The 21,465-nt window shown below is 68.0% G+C and carries 17 protein-coding genes; 8 read left to right on the forward strand and 9 right to left on the reverse strand.

The window, feature by feature from the left end:
• Nucleotides 1-88: 88 nt before the first annotated feature.
• Nucleotides 89-511 carry a very short patch repair endonuclease gene (locus tag ACLQ20_RS00855; protein ID WP_425853899.1) on the forward strand — a complete coding sequence of 141 codons (423 nt, stop codon included), beginning with the start codon at nt 89-91 and terminating at the stop codon, nt 509-511.
• 399 nt (nt 512-910) lie between these two features.
• On the forward strand, nt 911-1,648 hold the full coding sequence (locus tag ACLQ20_RS00860) for a GIY-YIG nuclease family protein (protein ID WP_425853900.1): 738 nt from the start codon (nt 911-913) through the stop codon (nt 1,646-1,648).
• Nucleotides 1,649-1,765: 117 nt separating this feature from the next.
• Here ACLQ20_RS00860 and ACLQ20_RS00865 read toward each other — a convergent pair whose 3' ends face one another.
• The 5 genes from ACLQ20_RS00865 to ACLQ20_RS00885 form a co-directional block, all read right to left on the reverse strand.
• Nucleotides 1,766-2,776, reverse strand: coding sequence for an HNH endonuclease (locus ACLQ20_RS00865; protein ID WP_425853901.1), 1,011 nt, complete (start codon nt 2,774-2,776; stop codon nt 1,766-1,768).
• A gap of 135 nt (nt 2,777-2,911) precedes the next feature.
• Entirely contained in the window at nt 2,912-5,812 is a 2,901-nt protein-coding gene (locus ACLQ20_RS00870; RefSeq protein ID WP_425853902.1) for a Z1 domain-containing protein, read from the reverse strand.
• A complete protein-coding gene (locus ACLQ20_RS00875; RefSeq protein WP_425853903.1) occupies nt 5,809-6,741 on the reverse strand; it encodes a PD-(D/E)XK motif protein in 933 nt (310 codons plus the stop codon). The genes ACLQ20_RS00870 and ACLQ20_RS00875 overlap by 4 nt, the downstream gene beginning before the upstream one ends.
• A gap of 198 nt (nt 6,742-6,939) precedes the next feature.
• Nucleotides 6,940-8,451, reverse strand: coding sequence for an ATP-binding protein (locus ACLQ20_RS00880; RefSeq protein ID WP_425853904.1), 1,512 nt, complete (start codon nt 8,449-8,451; stop codon nt 6,940-6,942).
• The gene (locus tag ACLQ20_RS00885) at nt 8,429-14,026 is read right to left on the reverse strand and encodes an AAA domain-containing protein (protein WP_425853905.1); all 5,598 of its coding nucleotides are present in this window, start codon (nt 14,024-14,026) and stop codon (nt 8,429-8,431) included. The genes ACLQ20_RS00880 and ACLQ20_RS00885 overlap by 23 nt, the downstream gene beginning before the upstream one ends.
• A gap of 441 nt (nt 14,027-14,467) precedes the next feature.
• On the opposite strand from ACLQ20_RS00885, the gene ACLQ20_RS00890 reads away from it, so the two are divergent.
• Together ACLQ20_RS00890 and ACLQ20_RS00895 are read left to right on the forward strand one after the other, a co-directional pair.
• Nucleotides 14,468-14,920 (forward strand): macro domain-containing protein, encoded by a 453-nt coding sequence (locus ACLQ20_RS00890; RefSeq protein ID WP_151454455.1) that lies wholly within the window; start codon nt 14,468-14,470, stop codon nt 14,918-14,920.
• A 189-nt stretch (nt 14,921-15,109) separates the two neighbouring features.
• On the forward strand, nt 15,110-15,877 hold the full coding sequence (locus ACLQ20_RS00895) for a hypothetical protein (RefSeq protein WP_425853906.1): 768 nt from the start codon (nt 15,110-15,112) through the stop codon (nt 15,875-15,877).
• 73 nt (nt 15,878-15,950) lie between these two features.
• Here ACLQ20_RS00895 and ACLQ20_RS00900 read toward each other — a convergent pair whose 3' ends face one another.
• Nucleotides 15,951-17,126: a phosphotransferase family protein gene (locus ACLQ20_RS00900; RefSeq protein WP_425853907.1), complete on the reverse strand. Its 1,176-nt coding sequence runs from the start codon at nt 17,124-17,126 to the stop codon at nt 15,951-15,953.
• Between the two features lie 97 nt (nt 17,127-17,223).
• Nucleotides 17,224-18,456, reverse strand: coding sequence for a multidrug effflux MFS transporter (locus tag ACLQ20_RS00905; RefSeq protein WP_425853908.1), 1,233 nt, complete (start codon nt 18,454-18,456; stop codon nt 17,224-17,226).
• A 133-nt stretch (nt 18,457-18,589) separates the two neighbouring features.
• On the opposite strand from ACLQ20_RS00905, the gene ACLQ20_RS00910 reads away from it, so the two are divergent.
• The 3 genes from ACLQ20_RS00910 (at nt 18,590) to ACLQ20_RS00920 (ending at nt 20,050) form a co-directional block, all read left to right on the forward strand.
• Entirely contained in the window at nt 18,590-18,979 is a 390-nt protein-coding gene (locus tag ACLQ20_RS00910) for a MarR family winged helix-turn-helix transcriptional regulator (RefSeq protein WP_327031153.1), read from the forward strand.
• 135 nt (nt 18,980-19,114) lie between these two features.
• Nucleotides 19,115-19,582, forward strand: a complete 468-nt coding sequence (locus tag ACLQ20_RS00915) for a VOC family protein (RefSeq protein ID WP_425853909.1) — start codon at nt 19,115-19,117, stop codon at nt 19,580-19,582.
• 15 nt (nt 19,583-19,597) lie between these two features.
• Nucleotides 19,598-20,050, forward strand: coding sequence for a SitI3 family protein (locus ACLQ20_RS00920; protein WP_425853910.1), 453 nt, complete (start codon nt 19,598-19,600; stop codon nt 20,048-20,050).
• 78 nt (nt 20,051-20,128) lie between these two features.
• Here the strand turns inward: ACLQ20_RS00920 and ACLQ20_RS00925 are convergent, their stop codons facing one another.
• Nucleotides 20,129-20,617 (reverse strand): WapI family immunity protein, encoded by a 489-nt coding sequence (locus ACLQ20_RS00925; protein WP_425853911.1) that lies wholly within the window; start codon nt 20,615-20,617, stop codon nt 20,129-20,131.
• Nucleotides 20,618-20,711: 94 nt separating this feature from the next.
• Nucleotides 20,712-21,131, reverse strand: coding sequence for a membrane protein insertion efficiency factor YidD (yidD, locus tag ACLQ20_RS00930; RefSeq protein WP_225852171.1), 420 nt, complete (start codon nt 21,129-21,131; stop codon nt 20,712-20,714).
• Between the two features lies 1 nt (nt 21,132).
• Between yidD and ACLQ20_RS00935 the strand changes: the two genes are divergently transcribed.
• The gene (locus ACLQ20_RS00935) at nt 21,133-21,285 is read left to right on the forward strand and encodes a hypothetical protein (protein ID WP_425853912.1); all 153 of its coding nucleotides are present in this window, start codon (nt 21,133-21,135) and stop codon (nt 21,283-21,285) included.
• Nucleotides 21,286-21,465: the final 180 nt, after the last annotated feature.

The following is a 21,465-nucleotide window of genomic DNA, read 5'->3' on the forward strand; positions in this document are numbered from 1 at the left end:
TCTCGCTGAAGGATGGCGGCTGGCTTGGGAGCGGGGATTCCTCACACTGCCAGAAGCCAGCGCGACCTCATGGGCGAAGAGCCCTGCCGTGCGGGCCGTGATGCGCGCCAACAAGGCCCGCGACACGGGTCCTGAACGACGGCTGCGCTCCCTCCTGCACCAGGCGGGCTTACGGTACCGGGTCAATGCTCGACCGCTGCGATCTCTGCGCCGCACCGCAGACGTGGTGTTCCCAGGCGCACACGTAGCGGTTTTCGTCGATGGCTGCTACTGGCACGGATGCCCTGAGCACTATCGCCCTGCCCGGGCCAACGACCAGTTCTGGCGCGAGAAGATTGATCGAAATCGTGTTCGCGACCGAGAAACCGACCAACTACTCGTCGACGCTGGCTGGACCGTGATCCGAATTTGGGAGCACGAGGATTTCACGACGGCCGCCAATCGCATCCAAGAGGTAGTTCGTGGACAGTCCGCCGGCGACCGAAAGCACATCCCCGAGGGACAGCTCTAAATGTTCCACCTCCCATCCCGCACTCCGCAAGGGCTAGGTCGGCCGCCCAGAACGCCAGAAGCCGGTAGGTGACCTGCAACTTCGTGATGCGCGGAGTGAGCAACGCCGATACAGATCGTAACCGTAATCAGCGTGGTGAACATGCGGCTGGGACGCAGTTGACATATGTGTCCATGCAACCACCGAGCGGGAAGCGGTTCCGCGCTGATCCCACTGCAGGAGGTGACACGGTTGGCTGAAGGCAGCCGAGGGTGTTGCCGCGGCCGCCTTGCCCTGGGTGTCGATTGGCGTCTTCCTGGCCGTGCTCGGCTTTGGTTGTGGATGTTGGTTGAGTAGGCTGGCGGAGATCGCGCCACGAGATCGACTCGCGACCGCGACGCGGAAGGTCGAGGTCTTCGTATGCACAACAGCGCTGAGTTCCGCCTGAGCATCACCCGAGCCCTCGGTGACCAGCTCGCTGAGTCCTTAAGCATGCTGACGCCGGCGCCGCTCGACCCCGCTAACATCATGGCTATCGCCCCCCGTCCCGGCGTGTACCAGCTCTACGAAGACGGCCGCTTCGTCTACGTCGGCAAGGCGGATAACTCTTTGCCCGGACGCCTCGCGGAGCACCTCGCGAAGATCTCCGGCCGTCTTCACGTCGGCCACATGACCTTTGCCTGCCTGTACGTCGAGGAGGACCTTCACGCTGTCGCACCCGAAAAGCTACTGATCGCAAGGTATAAGGGCCAAGGCCAGGCTCCGTGGAACAACAACGGCTTCGGTAACAACGACCCGGGAAAGGAACGAGACACGACAGATCTTTCCAAGAAACCGTACCACTTCGATATTCTACACCCGGCAAACCTCGACTGGGTTTGCGAGACAATCATGCCCGGCCGATACACAGCAGCTCATCTACTCAAGAGCCTAAAGAACGCTCTGCCCTACGTCTTCCGCTATCAGCAGGCCTCTTTCCACAAGGAGGTGGCCGTCAACGTCACATCTCAGCGGCCGACCGCAGACCAGCTTTTTCAATGCCTAGCACGGGCGATTTCCGTCGTAGAGCCGGCCTGGCAGATAACTGCCCTTCCCGGTTACGTCATCATGTATCCCAAGAATGGACCATATCCGAGCGCGCGACGCACATATCCGTAACGGGCTAACACACGGCTCATCAACCCGGCTAGTACCCCGAAGCGCGATCGATCTTGCACCAGAGACAGCCCTCTTACGGCCCTTGTCGTCCCATGGCCTTATCCCCCTTACCAGCTCTCACTCACGATGAGTTGTGAGGGGCTCCCGGTAGACATGCTCATGATGCCAGAGCAGATAACGTCGACCGGGCAAAACCGTGTCCTCGGCGACTAGAAGATTTTCAGCCAGAGGCGGACGGCCGAAAGCTGCTGCGATCGCTGGGTCGGTCCGCGCTGCATCTTCTAACTTCGGGCTCACCCGGATTCGATGGTCGACGTTCACGGTTACCAGACCTGTGTCGAAGGCAACATCATGTGTCGGACAAGCTGCAAGGCCATTCTGAACGTCTAGTCGTTCTTTAGGCAAACTAGCTTTCCAGGGTTTGATGTGACTGGCGACCAGCATACGGCGCGCCCTCTTACCGCCGGCGGCAGTCAATGCCATGCCGCAAAATACACACCGAAAGCCATGATTGCGCAAGACATCAGTTGCGAATCGGTGCTGTCCTATACGGGCCACCGATACCAACAGCTTTTCGGTCACCCGGTCCTCAAGGTCCGGACGCCTCTTGAGCCAGTTGGCAGACGCTTCCTGGGCGGCTGCCTCAACGTCTGCCCGATCTAGTTTCTCCTGACCAAGTAGCTCCAGCCCCGCGCCTACTATTTCTAGGCCAAGGAAGTCCGGTAGCGACAGCTCATCAATGCCAGCGCTACGAGCGGCGGACAGAATCAGGCGATAGGTCGAGGCCAGCCGCTCTGGCGCGGCGAGGAGTTGTGCAGCCACCTCGACCTCGTATCTGGCTCCGTTCGGCCGACTACCGTCCAGGTTCGCCATCTTCGCCAGCACACTGCTGTTGGGCCTGCAGAACAGGCGGGCGAGGGCCGGGACTGGCTCTTCGGCTTTATGACTGGTGGAGCCACCGTAACGACGATGGTTGACTAGCAGACTCGCGGTTAAGCATAGCAGCGTCTCCACAGGCAAGAAGTCCACCTGCCGCCCTTTGACGATGGGAGAACGCTCCTTGACTAGAATCCACTGGTCGCGGGCCTCTCTTTGCCTCAAATCCAAATACTCCCGCGCTTCAGGCATGAATTCCCTCGATGTAGCTAATAAACCAAGGCAGGTTAAATATTAAGAAAAAACCGAGAATGGCAGAGTGATTCGGCGGCTCTAGTCAACCCTGCCACCTTTTCTTTCCCAATCGAACGCCCCGCTTGGGAAGTCTCAGAATTTGTCAATAATAGGGTCATCCTCTCGAGATCGGTCCCGGGTAGTGAATGTGACAAGCTTAGAATCCTTGCCAGTCGCCGTTGACGGCGCCACTAGGTGGAACGCCATCGTCACCTTGCCCGGATCTATATCATCTCCCGATTGTCCGGCCAGGAGAGCGGAGCCATCAGCATTCCTGGGAACAACTGGGTAGACAAGGATTGCCCCGGTCCGCGGCCTGACCAGGTCATCAGCGAAGGGGTCCCCTATCATGCCGGAGCCGCGCTTAATAGCCTCGACCGGGTACCGGTGCCGCTCTTCGCTAATAACGCTGAAATAGTCTTCCCGAAGGCGTTTACGCACGAAGATGCTCATAGGTCCACAACCGAGGATTCGCCGCTCACTCAAAGCGCTGGCTTGTTGCGGAAAGATGATGGCCCACCTGGATATATCGCCCGAGCTCAGCGAAGCGAGCCAGCGAAGATCCGGGCTTAAGAAGCCCGGTACGGCGAAGCTAACAGATTCCAAAACGCTGAGCAGCACGGAATGCGAAACGCTTCCCATCAAAGCTTGATAATCCCAGCTACCCGACTCGGCGTACAGCGACACACGCTCGCTGGCAGCTTCCATGAGAGGAAGGAAAGCTTCGGTATTCTGGCGGGTGAGCTGGGTGCTTGACGGGAAACATCGGGGTTCGATCGGGATTCCAGGCGACCGGCGTTCCGTGAGCTGCGCGTTATACATCTTGTTCGCCGCAGTCGGCTTGAGCCAGTAGAGGTGCTGCGCTACAAGGGGCGGGATCTGTGCCGGCGTAATCTGCCGGCCGCCCTCCACCGGTGCGGCGTACCGTCGAAGTTCCGCTCGAAAGTATTCCTCGTCGCGGCAGCTTGCCTCAAAGGCCTCGTGCAGAGTGGGTGTAATGTATAGGCGGACTAGGTCCCGATAATTGCGCCGAAAGCCGAACCATCGTCCCATCTGCATGAGCGTGTCCTGCTGCTTGGTCATGCGCCGGTAGTATGAAACGGTCAGCCCTTCAACAGTAAAACCACGTGCTAACTTGTTGCCGCCAATAAGGATCCGCCAAACGGACCGCTTGTCGAAGTCGATTTCCTCCTTTTCAATATCCTTTTCGCTGTTCACGACAATGACTGGATCGCCCGACTGACCAATTCGGCGCACCGCCTGGGCGACATAAGGGGCGAGGTCCTCGTACGTGTCAGGGAGCGGCTGCTCGGGGGAGATGGCCCGACTAACCGGCGCTACGTCGTTTTGATAGAGGTCGCGAAGGCGAGCACTACTAGCCGGAGAATAGTAACCCGACCTCCGCCAGAGGCTGCGCAAAACCGTCGCTTGTTCCCGGTGCGTTACGGTCTTCATTGCTTCGTGGACTAGCATCGTGTGGTGCACATAAGGCGGAAGGCCTTGATCCTGCCGGTACAGCTTTACCGCCCCCGTCAAAACGAACATATCTAGGGCATCGAGAAGCTGCGGATCTTCCAATGTGTTGTCCTGATTGAGCGCCCTGACGTGAGCCTTCTCTTTCGAATTAGCGAAGGTAGGGCCATCCTGCCCAAAGGAGGCGTCAAGATCGTGAAAGTCCTCAGCTCCCATATATTCCTGCGGCCGCTCCAGTGAGATAAGGAAATCCTTCGGAAAGATATTCTCGGCGTCACTCGGGTCGATGAACACGTTCGCGAAGGGCGTGGCGGTGTAGCCGACGTATTGTGCCCGAGGCAACAGTACCAAGAGTTCCGCGATAACCTTATTGATTGCAGTTCTCTCGGTCTGGTCTTCTGCCCACTTCTTGGGGTTACTAGTGTTGGGCGAAGCTTGGTCCGACTCGTCGTCAATAACAAGCGCCGGAATCTCGCTCAGCCTTGCGGTGATCTTGCCAAGATCTTTTACCAGTTTCCTCAGGACCGGTCCATTCTTCTTTACCACTAGCAATCGGGCGTCACTCGGCAGTAGGTTCGTCGGGTCGAAGTAGGGACGGGTTCTATCGCGGCGTTCGAAATCGAGTGCGCTAATCCCCTGCTGGAGACTGCGGTAATCAAAGCTTCGAGTCGTGAGCCGAATAATGTCAGGACGGCCTACGTCAGAAGGGCGGCATCCATGCTGCAGGAACTTCCCACTAATCCAATCCGGGTCGTCGTGATAGTCGAACGATTCCGTGTCATCCTCTGAAATCCCCCGCAGGAGATTTTCACGGCCTGCAAGCTCCATATCAAGGCGCCGTTGGGTCTGCGTTCGGAGCAAGTCAGTCGTGCCAGTTAAAACCACTATGAGCCGGTAACCAGCGTCGATGGCTTTGGCGATCACTCCTGTGAAGTTGGCGGTCTTGCCGCTCTGGACGTAGCCGACGACAAGACCCTTTGCTTGATGCCTCTCATGACGCGTAGGATCAGCGAGGCGCTCGACAACGCTATTGGTCGCGGCATCAAGCCTCGCGATCGGCTCCGCACCAAATCCCCGCTCCTCGGCTAGGTGCCGTCTGTACGCCGCCCAATAAAAGTTCCGATCTTGGCGAAGGTCTTCCGTATACCAAGGCTCCCACTCTTTGTCGATAACCATAAGTTCACTGGACGCCACGGGAAACAACTGGGCGAAGAGCGAGCCGGTCTTGTCGTCAACCCTGAGAAGTTCAACAATGCGTGCGCGCCGCTCTTGCGTTCGCGGTGCCGTTTCGCCCGCCCAGCCCGGCTTCTGCGCAGCGTCCCATGTCGCAATCCTTAAATGGATATCCTTCCTCAAGGGATCGTCCGGTTGCGCTGCGGCGAGATGCCCGCGCAAGGCATCTTCACCGACCACGATGCCGCTGTCAGTTGACAATGCCGCTGCCAAAGCATGTAACCCACGTGGACCGTTGAGGTCCATCGCGCGAAGCGCTTCGCGATAGGCAACAGAAGTTGTGGTCACGTCTCTTTCACCTCGAAATCTATGGCTTCGGCGAGCAGGGCTGGAACAGACGGACCGACCATGCGTCCCGTCAAGTCGATTCGGTATCGAACGTCGCTTATCGAGGAGAGATTCACGTTGGAGGTCTGTAATGCTGCTAAGGTAAGAGCCGGAAAGTCTCCTGCAACCAAATATGCTGCGGACGGAAACCTCCGGCGCCATCGCGTTCGGCAAATCTCCGCAAATGGGTCAGCCCACCCAGACGCGGCCAGCAGGCAATCTAGTTCGTCCCGAACATTTGCCCCTGAGGCGGCTCTACGCGCTGCGGCCACGAGGTCACCAAGACGCCACCCATCATCGGGGCTGGCCTCGGTGAGCTGGTGGGAGACGAGCCACAGGGGTCGATCCGCATTAGGCTGTAGCTGAGTTAGCGATCGTATCCAGTGCACCCTAGTTTCAGTTGATGCCGTCTTTACCTCCACGTCGAACCCGCTGACACCGAAATCGTGCTCTTCACCGTGTGGTCCCCGCCAGGCGGCCACCGCAAGTTCGGCACCGACGCGGTTGGACAACCCCAGTAGCGTTAGCAACTCCCCGATCAGCCCAATCTCGTGCTCCCTAGGAAGCGCCTCGTCTCGCGCCAGAAGCTTGCCGAGCGATCGCAGCGTGTCCGAGACCGCAGCGGTAAACGTCAGCCCTTGGAGTTGTACGCGATCGGCGATGGAACAGAGCACTGGGTATGCATCGAGGAACAACCTTGAATCGGTGACCCTGACCTGAAGAAATGGACCAGAGGCGCATTGTCCCGAAATCACCCGCACATACTCCAGGTTTGTCTTGAGCGGCACCTCATGCAGTCGTCGGGGTGCTCGGAGGGCAAGCGCCGGCACGTCCGGATCGATAGTGAGCACCAGCTGAGGCTCGCCATCGATGGGCTGCTCGATCGCCACACCCCTGCGGAGATACTGCTCAAAACCCGCAAGGCTGAGGTGACGTGATGCGCTAGACACCCTTCTCGCTCCGGGACACCTCTGCCCGTGCCGCAGCAGTCAAGATCTCTTGCCACAGAGAGATGTTGTCCTTGTCTTTAGGCCCCAAGTACTCCCCTTGGAAGACTTCTTCAGTCAATAGATAGAGCAATGCCTTGACTAGGGGAGCGTCGTTGAGTCCTCCGCGCCGGCCCGCCAATAGCGCCCCGCGGTACCGATCGTTAAGCCAAAGTATGTTCTCGTCGCGGTCGACAGCGAAAAGTCAAATCCCTCCATACGCCGCCATCGGATGTCCAGGTCCCTCTCGTTGTCAAGGAAAGGGACTTCGTCCGCGATGGCCCGCTTGAGCGCCGGCTCAAGCCCTTTACCGGGCGGATACATGCGGCGGCGGTTCCGACTTCTCTCACGAGATTTCTTGTAAGTGGTCTCCGCGTCGCGCAGGTAGTCGACCATCTTAGTGCCATCCTCGGCAATCGCCTCCTCTGCGAGGTGGGCAAACTCAGGGCCGACCGTCACGCGGGATTTCTCCGGGTTCATCCGGAAAAGACCGGCGACGTCGTCTTCGATGTCAATTTCGACCCGCGCGAGCTGTAGCCGAGGATCCGAAACGGTCACGCCATCCCAACCGCCTGAGTGCAGCAGGCGGCCCCGGCGGTAGAAGTAAAGTCCCTGCCGCTCGACTTGGCCGCCAGGAAGTCGGAAGTGCTCAGACTTCGACCGGGCCGGCCATATGTGACAGTTGAACTCAAGTCGGTGACCGGATACAGAAGCGACGAGATGCTTCGGGTAGGCGGGATGCCCGGACTTGTGATAGGCGAAGGGGTTGAGGGCGACCACATCGAAGGGCGCCCCTACCAGGGCACTAGTTACGTCCTCTACATCGACCCTGATGCCCAGCCGCTGCCCTACGAGCAGCCGATGGAACACTAGGCCGAGGTGGTTGAGGATCACGGTTGCTGTAGCGGTGACGAACTCTTGCACGCGTATGGGATCCTCCGTCACAGGAAAACCCGTGACATCGTCCCAGCGGATCACCGTCCCGCTATCGGCAAGAGACATGCCCCAAGAGCGATCGAGTTCTGCCGCTGAGAAATCCGGGGGTACGACATCGCAGCGAAAGTCCCGGCGGCTGCTGAGCCGCCAACGGCGACCGACCGGTACGTTTCCAGCCGCTCGGGACAGCACGGTCAGACTCCGGGCTTGACTGAAAGACGACGCCTTCATTCCCAGGCCAAACTTGCCGAGGTCGTCAGAGCCATACTCCCGGCGGCCACCGACGGTCATTGCCGTATCGATGACATCGCCGCTCATGCCTCTGCCGTTATCCACCACATAGAGTGAACAAAGGCGCCCGTCGCGCTGAACGAAGCGAATCAACACCTGATCGGCGCCGGCATCGACAGAATTATCGACCAGGTCGGCGAGGGCCGTCTCGATCCTGTGGTTACGTCCGAGGCCGTCGAACGCATGCGGGTCCGGAGGCAGCTCGACAGAACCGCTGGTGGGGACCTCCTTATGCCAAGGACGCTCCGCTGCGCGCGCCTCTGTTGTGAAGTCGACCGCCGCGAAATCATTCATGGCAGCTGCACCTTCCTCGGCGCCTGAGGTGTGCGCCATATATTTCTGTTGGACATCGTTGAAATTGAGATCATGACGCGTGTGCCGAGGCATCCACCACCCGGTTGCTGGCGATGGCCAACTCCTCGTCGGTGAACAGCGGTCGGAAGCGTGGCCGGATCACCACCGCCTCGGCCGTCAGGTCCACGCGCCCCCGCTCCCACAGCGCGGTGAACCCGTCGGAGACCAGCGGGTGGTGCAGGAGCTGCCGGGCCGTGGCGAGGCCGCCCTTCTCCGTCACCATCCGCAGCAGCAGGCTGGCGTGGTAGTTCGCCTCGTCCCGGGCCCGCTCGTACGTACGCACCATCGCCTCGTGGAACGCCGCTTCGAGCGCCCGGCGATCGGCCGAGGCCTCGACGGGTTCGTCCGCCGGCTCGGCCTCCTGGTCGTACGCCTGCACCATCGCCTGGTGCAGCGTCTCCTCCAGCTCCCGTCGGGCGGGCGTCCCCTCGCCCGCCGGTGCGGGCCGCGGCTCGGCTGGGCCGCGCGGCTCGGGCGCGGGCCGGACCGGCGGCGCGGCCGGGCGAGCGTCGCGGCTCTCGCCGCCCGACAGCCGCAGGAGCCGGGTGACGCTGCGGAAGCGTACGGCGGCGGGGCTGGCGGCCGGGAAGTACTGGACCAGGCCCGCGTGCCGGCCGCGACTGTCCTCCACCGGCATGTCGCGCTTCATCGACGCCGCGGCGATCACTGCCTTCGCCTCGTGCGGGCGCACCCAGCAGACCAGCCGCGCGCCGTTCGGGTGTGCCCGCTCGACGCGGACGTTGGCCCGGTACTTGCGCGCCTCGGCGGAGGCACTGTCGTAGTAGCGGGCCCATCCCAGCACCTTGCCCTCGTGCCGCACCGGCACGTCGCGGCAGTGCTGGTAGCTGTCCAGGGCGGCCACCGCCTCGTACGGCCGCAGCCAGGCCACGTTCCGGTAGCCGGCGGGCACGGGCGCCATGCCGTCGTCCGGGGTCCCTGCCGGCTCGTCTGCCGGTGGCGGGGCCGCGCCGGGCGTGGGTCGCACCGGGGGTACCGCCACCCCGCGCGGCTCCTTGTCGCCGCTGCCCTCGGAGCCGGCGCGGGCAGCCGGCGCCGGAGGAACGGGCTCGGTCACCACCGACGGCGGTTCGGTCCCGACGGGCTCGGTCGCCACCGGCGGCGGTTCGGTGCCGACGGAACCATCGCCGCCGGTCGTCCCCGCCAGCGGCCGAGCGTCATCGACCGGCTCGGCGGGCACCGGGGCCGGCGCGACGAGAGACGTCGCACGGGTCGCCTCCGTGCTGACCGGCGCATCCTCGCCGACCTCCGCGCCGATGACCGGCGCAGCCTCGACGGCCTCCGCGTCGATGACCGGCGCGGCCGTCGGGGACGAGACCTCGATGCCCAGCTCGGCGATGCGCTCCCACAGCGGCTCCAGCGCCGCCTCCGGGTCCCGGCTGAAGACGCTCCCCCGGATGCGGACGAAGACGCAGTTGCCGACCCGCTCCAGCACCGCCTGCCGGCGCATGTCGCTCTCCCACTGGTCCGGCCCGTGGTAGGCGTCGCCGTCGCACTCGATGGCGAGTCGCCGCCCGTCGGGTGCGGGGAGGACGAAGTCGATCCGGTACCCGCCGATGCGGTACTGCGGCAGCGGCCGGTATCCCCGGGTCAGGACGCGGCGCAGCACCGCGCGTTCGAAGTCGCTGTCGCAGCGCTTCTCCAGGTCGTCGTAGGCCTCCTCGGCGGCGGTGACGTTCTGGCAGTAGGTGAGCAGCAGCCCCCGGGCGTCGTCCTCGCGCAGGTCGGCGGGCTGCACGGAGTGGAAGACCCAGAGCTGGTCGCGGGCGCGGGAGGCGGCGACGTTGACCCGCCGGTGGTGGTCGCGCTTGGTGAAGGCGGAGACCATGCCGTTGTGCGGGGAGACGACCGTGGAGACGAGCACGATGTCGCGTTCGTCGCCCTGGAAGGTGTACGGGTCGCCGACGCGCAGCCGACGTCGTTCCATCTCCTCCTCGCCCACCACCTCGCGCAGGCGGGTGAGCAGGTAGATGGCCTGACCGCTGGTGCTGAGCAGGCTCACCACCCCGATGGTGCGTCCCTCGTACGCGGGGTCGGCGACGATCGCGGCGACCCGGTCGACGAGGGCCTCGGCCTCGGCGACGTTGACGTTGCCGTAGGTGGGCAGGTCCTGGCGGATGCCCTCGGGGACGTGCACGGCGATGACGGGGTCGCCGATGCCGGCGGGCCGGTCGGTGCGCAGGGGCTCGATCTCGCCGCCGTAGTACGTCTGGCTGGAGAAGCCGATGATCGCCGGTACGGAGCGGAAGTGCTCGGTGAGCAGGATCCGCTCGGGTGAGCGGCGTACGGCGTGGTCGTAGAGGCTGCTCTCCGGGTCGAAGTGCTCGGCGGAGGGCACGTCGACCAGGTGCGAGTTGATCAGGCCGGTGACCGTGCCGACGAACGACAGCTGCGGGCCGATCTGCTGGTCGTCGCCGACGACGACGGCCCGTTCGGCGAGGCTGAGGATCGGCAGGGAGAACATGTCCGCCTGCGACGCCTCGTCGACGATCACGACGTCGAAGTGGGCGCCGCCGGCGAACTGCTCGATGGCCCGGTCGACGGACATGACCCAGACGGGCACGGCGTCGACGGCGGAGTTCATGGCCCGCTGGGCGTGCGCCTGCCACTGGGCGGCGTTCTTGCCCGTACCCTTGCCGATCTTGCGCAGTGCGGTGGTCCAGTCGGCGAGCGCGGCCCGGCGCCGGTCGTCGAGCGCCTTGGACACCTCCAGCCAGGACGAGGCGACGACGAGTTCCTGGGTCAGCCGGCGGATCCGTTCCCGCGTCTGCTCGATCCGGCGGCCCAGCGCGACGGGGTCGACGCTGCCGACGACGGTGTCGAACCAGGTCTGTGCGCGGCGCCACTGCCAGCGGTGCGGGCAGTCGGCCCCGGTGCCGCCGATCGCGACGGCGGTGCCGTCCTCGATCTGGGCGGTCCAGCCGGGCGCGACCGGCCGCAGCCGCTCGGTGAGCTGCGCGAAGCGTTGCGCGTCGGGGCGCAGGGCGGCGAGCCGGCGTACCTCGTCGAGGATGCCGTCCCACCCTTCGAGGTCGGCGCGCTGGCGGCTCTGGTCGAGCAGCCGCCACAGCTCGCTGGCGTCCGTGCTCGACATGCCCTCCTGGAGCACCGTGCCGAGGGCCCGCTCGTCGGCGACGAGCCGGTCGTGGTCGAACACGGTCGCGCACCGGGTGACCAGGTCGGCGAGGGCGGTCAGCCGGCGTACGTCGACCGCCTGCTCGGCCCGGGGGACGAGGCGGCGGACGGTGGCGTGCAGGGTGGGCCAGCGGCGGCGGTCCCAGTCGAGCGCGGTGGCGGCGTCGGTGAGCAGCCGACCCACCCACAGGTCGGGCTGGTCGCCGAGGTCGGCGGGGAGGTTGAGCAGTTGCCGCCACTCGGTCCACCGGGTGTTCAGCTCCTGACGCAGCCGCAGCCGGGTGACGTACGCGACGACGATGTCGACGTCCTCGGTGGTGCGCAGGGGCTCGCTGTCGATGCGGCATTCGGTGGCGAGCCGGGCGAGGGTGCTCTGGAAGAGCCGGTTGACGCCCTTGCCGGTCGCGAACCGCTGCCGCAGCTCACCGAGCTGGGCCAGGAGGCGGCGGGGCTCGGCGAGCTGCGCCTCGGGCACGCTCACCTGGTGGCCGGCGAGGGTCCGGGTCGCCGCGGTCAGGTCGGTGAGCGCGCGCTGACAGGCCGCGACGTGGTCCTGCCACATGGTCTGCCAGTTCGGGTCGGCCTGGAGCAGGGTGGCCAGCCGGTCGGTCCACGCCCCCTCGCGGCCGGCGAGCAGGGTCAGCGCCTGACGCAGTTGCCCGACGAGGTCGTCGAGCGCCGGCCGGCCGAACGCCCGTACCTCCGGCAGGACGACCCCGGCGGCGGCGAGCCGGTCGAGTTCCTCGCGGGCGGCGGCGAGTTCGCGCCGCCCGGCGAGGACGGCGGCCTCCGCGGGCAGTTCGGCGGCCGTGGGCAGGTGCCGCAGCGCCTGGGTGCGGTCCTGCCGGACGGTACGCCGGGCGATGTCGAGCAGCTCGGTGAACTCCTCCACGCCCAGCGGTGCGGCCACGTCCGGCGCGAGGGCGTCGGGGATGTCCCCGTAGCGGTCGGCCCGCTCCCGCAGCCAGTTGCCGACGTCGCTCGGCGACAACCGGATGCCGTCGATCTCGTAGTGCGCGGACTCGTTCTCGGCCATGGTGCGCAGGCCGCCGAGGGCCTGGCCGAGGTCCCGCTCGGCCTCCTCCAGTTGCCGGCGCAGCCGGTCGACGCGCTGCTGTTCGCCCCGCTTGTCGAGGGTCGCCCCACGGTCGGAGAGTTCGCGGGCGGCCAATTGGAGCTGCACGAGCTGGTCGGTGGAGCGGCCCAGCACCGCCAGGCACAGCGACTGGATCTCCTTCGGCAGGCCGTCGCGCAGGACCCGCAGCGGGTCCTCCTTCTGCGCCACCACGAGCACCCGCTTGCCGTGCGCCATGAGGTGGCAGATCAGGTTGCGGATGGTGTGGGTCTTGCCGGTGCCGGGCGGGCCCTGCACGGCGACGTTGCGGTGCTGCGCGAGCCGACGCGCGATGGACTCCTGCGCCTCGTTGGTCGGCAGCGGCATGAGCAGCCGCTCCCCCAGCGGCGCCCACCGCGCCGGCTGGTCCTGCGGCATCTCCAGCCGGCTCGGCTCGTGCGCCAGGATGGCGGCCAGCGAGCCGATGCTCGCGGTGTCGCCGGCGAGCAGCCGGGCGCGCAACTCCTCCAGGAAGCGGCGCAGCATCCGCTGCCGGGGCCGGACGAAGAGCACGCCCGTGTCGTGCACGTGCGGGCCGGCCGGGGCCGCCGCGCCGCTGTCCCGTACGACGGGGTCGTGCCCGAGCCGGCGCAGCGCCCGCTCGAAGAACTCGACGCGGTCGAGGTCGTGCCAGACGTCGAGGTCGAGCTGACCGCCGGAGCCGGCCAACGCGAGCAGTTGACTGAGGTAGCGCTCGTCGAGGCCGGTGAGCGGGTCGGTCTGAAGCCGGGGCGCGCCCTGCGGCGCCACCGTGACCATCGACCGGTCGGCGTCGAACTCGATGGCGACCGGAGTCACCACCAGCGGGTACTGCACCCGGTGCCCGGCGACGTCGGTGCGGATGACGCCGTGGCCCCACACGAGTTCGTGGGTGGCGGCGTCCATGTCGACGCGGTGCTTCAGGTCGAACAGGCTGCGGTGCAGTTGCCGCGTCGCCTCCGTACGCCGGGTCTGGTCGGCCCAGGGGCGCCACTCCCGCTCACGCCACTGCGCGAACCGCTCCTGGAGCCTCTCGATCGTCTCGTCGTCGCCGACGAGCCGGGGTTCCACGGCGTACGACGGCGCACCGGCCAGGTACGGCGCGAACTCCGCGGGGGTCCTGATCGGTCTCGTGGCGGCGGGCAGGCCGACCCGCAGCCAGCTGGCGCCGTCGGTCGAGACGCCCACCTCGCAGGCGGCGTGCGCGGGGAAGTCGTGCTGCCAGAAGGCGTCGGCGGTGGGAACCGTCCGGGCCGGCTTCTCCAGCTGCGCCCGCACGGCCATCAAGTACTCGACCAGGGAGGTGGCCCGGTCCCGGATGAGTGCGGGCGATTCCGTCGAGGACGTGGAGCGGGAAAGCATGCGGCACCTTTGGTTCTGCTGGGTGGACCGGCCAGGACGGGACGGATCGACCTGTCGTCAGGAGATCGGCAGGCGGGCTCGTCGTGCGAGCAGTCGGTCACCTCCGCGCTGACGCACGGCTCCCACCTCCCCACTGGCGGTCCCCGGACCCTACCCACAAGAGTCCTACCAGCGGGACCCCCGAGGTTCCACCGATCGGCCGGCCTCGGCTCACCTGTTCCCGCCGTCAATTACCTGCGGAGTCGATATTGCGCACGGACAACTACTTGCCGGCGATGCCGCATTCGCCCTGCTCAGTAGGGACAGCCGGTCCGAGGCTGAGACTCCGCGCGACGGCCATCCCGACGGGCTGGAGCACGATGGCGCAGCGACTCTGTCAGGGACGCGACAGCAGCACCGAGCGGAGTTCCGCTGTCACAACCCTCTGGTAGCCAGGTTGCCGTGATCAGCATTCGGCACGGCAACCTGCTCGACGCGGACGTCGAGGCGCTCGTCAACCCGGTCAATACCGTCGGTGTGATGGGCAAAGGGCTCGCCCTGGCCTTCAAGAGGGCCCACCCCGCGAACTTCACCGCGTACCGCGCGGCCTGCGCCGCCGGCACCGTCCGACTCGGGCAGATGTTCGTCTACGACTCGGGCACGCCGGGCCGGCACCGCTACGTCGTCAACTTCCCGACCAAGGGCCACTGGCGCTCGCCGTCCCGCCTCGCCGACGTCGAAGCTGGGCTGCCCGATCTGGTACGCGTCCTGCGCGACAACCGCATCGCCTCGGTGGCGGTGCCGGCTCTCGGCTGCGGCAACGGCGGCCTCGACTGGGCCGACGTCCGCCCCCTGCTCGAGGCAGCCCTCGCCGACTTGCCGAGCGTGCAGGTGCGCCTGTACGAGCCCGGATGACCTGCCAAAGAACACCGGTGACAGGGCCATGCGCTCAGGTTGGCGGCTACAATCCCCTCCCCGCCAAGCTGTACGCCACCGCCCGAGCCCTCGCCGCGTAGCTCGCCGCCTCGATGCTCGCACCGGCTGATCGTTTGTAACCCCGTGCCATGCTCCCATCGGCCGTTCGAACGAAATCGAGGTCTGGGCATGGAGCTGCGTAAGAGCCGACGCTTGCTGGTGGCTAGCGTCTTGTTCCTGTCGCTCGGGGTACTCGTGCTGCTGTGCGGTGGCGCGGGAGGTTCGTCCCCTTCGATCGGCGCATTGGTCGTCGGCGGACTCGCGGCGCTGCTGGGTGGCGTGTTCGTCGTCAGCGAGCTGAAGCCGTTCAGGTTCCTCATCGGGGCCGAGGGGCTGACCCTGCGGGTTGCCGGGCTCAACCGGCTGGTGCCGTGGGCCGAGATCGACGCGATCATTCTCGATGAGCCGGGGCCGTCGCTCGGCGGCAGTAAGCCCACCTCCCCGTCGCTGTTGCTGGTGCCGGCCGCCGGATCGACCATCGATCGCCCTCTTATGGGCCGGAGCCCGATCGACGATCGCGTTGGCCTGGCCCTCCTCGACCTCGGTGACGTTCGACAGTCGGCGGACGAGGTGGCGGCGGCCCTCGCCCGCTTCGGAGGAGACCGCTTCACGGATGTCCGGCGACTACGCCGAGAGCGGTTCGATTCGCCCGACTTCACCATCGGACTGCGCGGTTACGACCCGGCGCGAGTGGACGAGCTGATCCGACGCGGCCAGGACGCGCTGATCTCGGGCCGGACGTTGCAGCGCTACCAGGTCAAAGCCGAGCTTGACGAGGCGCGCGCCGCCCTGCCCAGGGCCACGCGCGGATATGACTCCACTCAGGTCGACGCGCTTCTCGAAGAGCTTTCCGCCGCGCTGGCGACCTGGGGCGGCGAGGATTCCAAGCCTGAGTGAGCACCGTCCCACCACCGGATCGGGGCCGCTCCGCCGGCGTGCGGGTAACCCTGCATCCGCCACCACAGGGGCGTCAGGGGGCAGCGGGCGCGAGTGCCTGCTCAAAGTAGGTGTCGACGTCCGTCGCGTGGTAGACCCGTTCGCTCGCCTCGATCCCGTCGAGGAACATCGCGTACACCGCCGCCAGCCGCAGCGCCGCGACCGGCCGCAGCAGTTCCACGGCCCGCTCCGGCTCGCATCCCGGCACCTCGGCCCGCCACCGCGCGCACCACTCGGCGAGCACCGGGGCGGCGACGTCGTCGGCGAGCCCCTCCACCAGCCGCAGCGCGTCGAACGCCGGGTGTCCCACGAACGCGTCGCCCCAGTCGATGACCACGTGCAGCCCGGCGTCGGCGCGTACGTTGCCGGGGTGCAGGTCGCCGTGCACGAGGGTGTCCGGCAGCCCGCACCCGCGTACCTCGTCGAGCCGCGCCTCCAGCCCCGCCAGCAGGGACTGCACCAGCGAGGTGTCCCAGCCGGCCAGCCGGTCGCGGATCCAGCCCGGCAGGGCGTCGGCGCGCAGGTCCGGCACGCCCGCCGCGACCAGCTCCGCCGCGTCCGGGACCGACCGCAGCTGGACCGGATGGAAGTCGGCCGCCATCGCCAGCCGCTCCTCGACGGGGGCGCCGTAGCGGTCCTCGCCGGGCACGTGCTCGATCAGCATCCGGCCGTCGCCGTCGTCGGCGAGCAGCGTCGACGTCTTCCCCGGCGCGGCCCGGCCGAGCCAGCGCAGTACCGCGGCCTCGTGCCGGAAGAACACCGGCACCTGCTTCAGCCAGGCCGTACCGCCCGGCCCGCCGAGCCGCCAGACCGCCGACAGGTTCCAGGTGCGCTGCTGGGTCACGGTCTCCGCCGGGCGGCCGAGCCGCCGCAGCTCCGCCGTCGCCCAGGCGAGGCTGCGCGCCGGGCCGCCGGGCTCGGCGTAGGGGGCGCGCAGCGGGTCCGCCGACAGGTCGAGCTTCGCCGGTACGAGCGGCGTGGCGGGCGGCCCGTCGACCTGGGCGAGGTACGTGACCGTGCCGCCCATCGGCTGCGGCGCGTCGCCGGTCAGCAGGCGGAGCACGGCCACCTCGACGCCGTACCGCCGGCGGGCCTCGGCCACGACGGGGCCGACCTCCTGCCACCAGGGCGACGGAACGTCGAACGGCGGCAGGGCGCCCAGCGGAGCGCCGGCGGCATCGACCAGGACGAGGGTCACGAGGCGGGACACGCCGGCACGCTACCGCCGACCGCCGGACCCGGGCGAGGGGTTAACCGGGCGAGGTCGCCAGCGCCGCCGGGTGCTCACCATGCCGGCGACGGAGCCGTCAGGGGCGGCGGGTGCGGGCGAGGGTGCCGACGACGGCGAGGGAGGCGACCGCCGCCCCGGCGAGCACCACGGCCATCGGCACGGCGCTGCCCTCGCCGCCCAGCCCGACCAGCGGGGCGGCCATCGCCCCCACCAGCGACTGGATGGTGCCGAGCAGGGCGGCGGCCGTGCCGGCGTGGGCGGGGTGCCGGTCCAGGGCGAGCGCGGTGCCGTTCGGCATCACCATGCCGAGGGATCCCATGAAGACGAAGAGCGCCACCGCCACCAGCGGCAGGCTGCCGAGCAGCGCGCCGGCGAGCAGGACGGCGGCGGCCAGCAGCCCCACGCCCAGCGGGCGGAGCAGCAGGGTGCGGGGCGCGAAGCGGTCCAGCAGGCGGGCGTTGAGCTGGCCGGCGGCGACCAGGGCGAGCGCGTTGACGCCGAAGATGAGGCTGAACGCGCCGGCTGAGACGCCGAAGACGTCCTGGAAGACGAAGGACGACCCGGAGATGTAGGCGAAGAGCGCGGCGAAGGCGAGGCCCTGCGCCAGCGCGTACCCGAGGAAGATCCGGTCGGTGAAGAGCGAGCGGCCGGCGGCGACCGTGGCGGCGAGGCCGCCGGTGCTGCGCCGCGCGGCGGGCAGCGTCTCCGGCAGCCGCCACGCGACGGCGGCGGCGAGCAGCGCGCCGATCACCGCGAGGGCGACGAAGACCGTACGCCAGTCCCCGAAGCGCAGCACCAGGCTGCCGAAGGCGGGCGCGGCCATCGGGGCGACGCCGAAGACCAGGGTGAGCCGGGAGAAGTACTTGGCGGCCTCGCGGCCGGCGTAGAGGTCACGCACGACGGCGCGGGCGACGACGACGCCCATGCCGCCGGCGAAGCCCTGCGCGAGCCGCGCGGCGGCCAGGGTCTCGGCCGACGGCACGGCCGCGCACACCAACGACAGCAGGGTGTACGCGGCGACGCCCACCAGCACGGGCCGGCGCCGCCCGAAGCGGTCGCTGAGCGGGCCGGTGACGAGCTGGCCGAGGGCCATGCCGACGAGGCAGGTGGTCAGCGAGAGCTGGATCTGCGCCTGGCTGGCGGACAGGTCGCGGGTCATCTCCGGGAACGCCGGCAGGTAGGTGTCCAGGGAGAGTGGCCCGAACGCGGTGAGCGTGCCGAGCAGCACCAGCAGCACGACGGCGGCCCGCCCGGTGGGCGCGGCGACGCGCTCGTCCGGTCGGACGGGCGGCGCGGTGGCGTGCGGCATGGCGGTCCCCTCACTGGTGGCTCGGCCCGGATACGATAGCTCTGACTACAGAGCTATTTCGGCGTCGGAGGGCCTGACTGTGACGGAAGAGACGGTCGACCTGCTCGGCGGAGCGCTCGGTGACCTGCACCGGATGCTGCGCCGGACGGCCACCCAGCGGGTCGGCCGCACCGCCCTGCCGGACGCCCAGGTGGAGGTGCTGCGACTGGTGCAGCGGCGCCCGGGAATCGGCGTCCGCGAGGCCGCCGAACGGCTGGGCACCGCTCCGAACACGGTCAGCACCCTCGTCGGCGAGCTGACCACCGCCGGGCTGCTGCACCGCGAGCGGGACCCGGCCGACCGGCGCACGATCCGGCTGGAGCTGACCGACGCGGCGCGGGAGCGGATGGCCGCGTACGGGCGGCACCGGCGCGACCTGCTCGCCGCCGCGCTGGCCGAGCTGGACGCCCCGGACCGCGAGACGCTGCTCGCCGCCGCCCCGGCGCTGCGCCGCCTCGCCGACCGGATGACGGGGCGGGGCTGAGCCACCGGTCAGCGGGTCGAGCGGGGCGTCGTCGCCCGGATCGCGCAGGCCGGCGGCCGGAGCCGGAACGGCCGCCGGTTCGACGCTACGGTGGCGGTGGACGGTGTCGGGTCGTACGTGGAGGGTCGTCGGGTGATGGAACAGCGGATCAGCCTCGTGACGCTCGGCGTCGCCGACGTGGCCCGGGCACGCGTCTTCTACGAGCGGCTCGGCTGGCGCGGCCAGGAGGTCGAGGAGACCGTCTTCTTCCAGGCGGGCGGCCTGGCCCTGGTGCTGTGGAGCCGGGAGAAGCTGGCAGCCGACGCGGGCGTGCCCGACCGGGAGGCGGGCGGGTTCGGCGGGATGACGCTGGCGCAGAACGTCCGCTCCCGGGGCGAGGTCGACGAGCTGCTGACGGCGGCGGCCGACGCCGGGGCGGAGGTGACCGTGCCGGCACGCGAGACCTTCTACGGCGGCTACGCCGGCTGCTTCGCCGACCCCGACGGGCATGTCTGGGAGATCGCCTGGAACCCGGGCTTCCCCCTCGGCCCGGACGGCTCACTCACCGTCCCCGACTTCGACCCGCCCACCGGGCACGGGGAAGGCGACGGCGGCACGCAGTGATCCGGGCTCGCCCCGATGGCTGTTGAGTTCCAGTTGATGCTGGCAGGCGAGATCACCCTCGACGAGGTGGCCTTGCTCGCCGCACCGAACGCCGTCGAGACACGCACCGCGTCCGGCAACCGCATGCTCACCTCGGCGCTGAACGAGGAATGCGGATTCGTCGTCGACATCACCGGGGGCACCCACGGGTACTACGAGGCCGAGGACGACGACGGTTCGCTGTGGGTGTGGGAGCCGGAGACGTACGTCGACATCGGCTTCTACATGCGCAAGGACGTGCTGGCCGACAAGGGGATCCCCAACGTGCTGGCGACCACCGCCCGGGTCCTGAAGGAACGGGCCGAAGACGCGGCCCTGATGTTCAATTACGACCTGCTGCTGCTAACCCGCGTCGCGGGGAGCCTGCGCAAACACCGCCCCACGTGGTGGAGCCACCATGACGCGGACGGTCAGATCATCCGGCCGTAGCCGCCGCAAACTAAACGGCGGGAAGGGCTTGCACGCCGCTTGCCCGTGCGGCACGGTTCACGCCCGGGTCGGCGGCCGTCAGGAAGCGATGCGGCGGGGGTACGCGTCGGCTTCGCGCGCCCACTGCTCGGCGGCCACGGAGAGGGCGTCGGCGGATACGGTGAGCGTCAGCGGGTAGACCGCGCCGAGCGGCTGCCGCCGCATCCAGGGCGGCAGCGACTCGTACGAGAACTCGACGGTCAGCGCCAGCCGGCGCCGGCGCAGCACCCGGGTGCGGAAGGCCAGGTTCGGCTCGGTGAAGCGGGCCACCGCCGAGGGCTCCGCCGGGTCACCGGCCGTCTCCGCCTGCTGCCGCAGCCAGCCCGCCAGCGCGTACGCCTCGGCCACCGTCAGGCAGGGTTCGAGGCGCGACCAGGCCTGCCCGTCGGCGGTGCGGGCGTCGGTCTCGACGAGCAGCCAGTCGTCCCAGTCCGCCGCCTCGTCCGGGTCGTCCGGCGGCTCGACCCCGGGCTGGTAGCCCACCGGCCGGATCCTCACCCGGGCACCGTCGTCGGAGCGGATCTCCATCCTGTCATCATGACCGATCCCGAGGCGCGGATGGCGGCATCCCCGCAGCTCAGGGCGCCCCGGCGAACAGCGGCCCCGGGCGCGGGCGCCCCGGTCAGCGCACCGGGTCGTGGGTGCCGCGCGGCACGTCTGGCCGGCAGCGGCGCACCCGGTCGGCGGCCATCCGCCCGCCGACGGCCAGCCCGTAGCGCTCCACGGCGGCGAGCCCGTAAGCGCTGCACGTCGGGGTGAAGCGGCACTGCCCGGGCCAGCGGTGCGACAGCCAGCGCCGGTAGCCCAGGATCGCGGCCCGCCCGGCCCGGTCCACCAGCGGCGCCCGCCCGGCGTCGACGGTCGGCGGTGCCGAGGCCCGGCCGGGCGACACGAGCCGGGCGCCCAGCGCGCCCAGGGTCAGCAGGGTGGAGAAGAGCCCCAGGTCGCAGCAGGGGATGTCGCAGTTGCAGGCGTCGCAGTTGTCGAAACGGCTCTTCTTCTTGCGACGCTGGTTGCTCGGGAGGTAGATCACAGGGAACATCATGCGACTTCCGCGCCACCCCGAATCCCTCGGATGGCGTTCCATCGCCCCGGTGGTGGCCGGCTCGGTGGTGGCCGGCTCGGTGGTGGCCGGCTCGGTGGTGGCCGCCGAGTCGGTCCGCCAGCGAAGGGACCCTACGACGCTGTCGAGCTGAGTCGGCTGTGACATCAGGTGGTGGTGTCCGGCCCGCTGTGCCACCAGAGGGCGGTGAATCGTCTACGACATCAGCTCGACAGCGTTGCGCACGTGAGCCCTCGCCCCGACCGGGAGCGCCGCGGAGCCGAGGGTGCCGCACAGCCAAGGGGTGCCGCACAGCCGGGTGCGGAAACCCGCC

Source organism: Micromonospora sp. DT46 (assembly GCF_049841735.1).
GTDB classification, from domain to species: Bacteria; Actinomycetota; Actinomycetes; order Mycobacteriales; family Micromonosporaceae; genus Micromonospora; species Micromonospora reichwaldensis.

Bases quoted from the DNA above. Each gene is read 5' to 3' on its own strand.
- ACLQ20_RS00860 (WP_425853900.1), top strand. From the start codon at position 911: ATGCACAACAGCGCTGAGTTCCGCCTGAGCATCACCCGAGCCCTCGGT.
- ACLQ20_RS00865 (WP_425853901.1), bottom strand. From the start codon at position 2,776: ATGCCTGAAGCGCGGGAGTATTTGGATTTGAGGCAAAGAGAGGCCCGC.
- ACLQ20_RS00880 (WP_425853904.1), bottom strand. From the start codon at position 8,451: ATGCCTCGGCACACGCGTCATGATCTCAATTTCAACGATGTCCAACAG.
- ACLQ20_RS00885 (WP_425853905.1), bottom strand. From the start codon at position 14,026: ATGCTTTCCCGCTCCACGTCCTCGACGGAATCGCCCGCACTCATCCGG.
- ACLQ20_RS00895 (WP_425853906.1), top strand. From the start codon at position 15,110: ATGGAGCTGCGTAAGAGCCGACGCTTGCTGGTGGCTAGCGTCTTGTTC.
- ACLQ20_RS00905 (WP_425853908.1), bottom strand. From the start codon at position 18,456: ATGCCGCACGCCACCGCGCCGCCCGTCCGACCGGACGAGCGCGTCGCC.
- ACLQ20_RS00910 (WP_327031153.1), top strand. From the start codon at position 18,590: ATGCTGCGCCGGACGGCCACCCAGCGGGTCGGCCGCACCGCCCTGCCG.
- ACLQ20_RS00915 (WP_425853909.1), top strand. From the start codon at position 19,115: ATGGAACAGCGGATCAGCCTCGTGACGCTCGGCGTCGCCGACGTGGCC.
- ACLQ20_RS00920 (WP_425853910.1), top strand. From the start codon at position 19,598: ATGGCTGTTGAGTTCCAGTTGATGCTGGCAGGCGAGATCACCCTCGAC.
- ACLQ20_RS00925 (WP_425853911.1), bottom strand. From the start codon at position 20,617: ATGGAGATCCGCTCCGACGACGGTGCCCGGGTGAGGATCCGGCCGGTG.
- yidD (WP_225852171.1), bottom strand. From the start codon at position 21,131: ATGTTCCCTGTGATCTACCTCCCGAGCAACCAGCGTCGCAAGAAGAAG.
- ACLQ20_RS00935 (WP_425853912.1), top strand. From the start codon at position 21,133: ATGCGACTTCCGCGCCACCCCGAATCCCTCGGATGGCGTTCCATCGCC.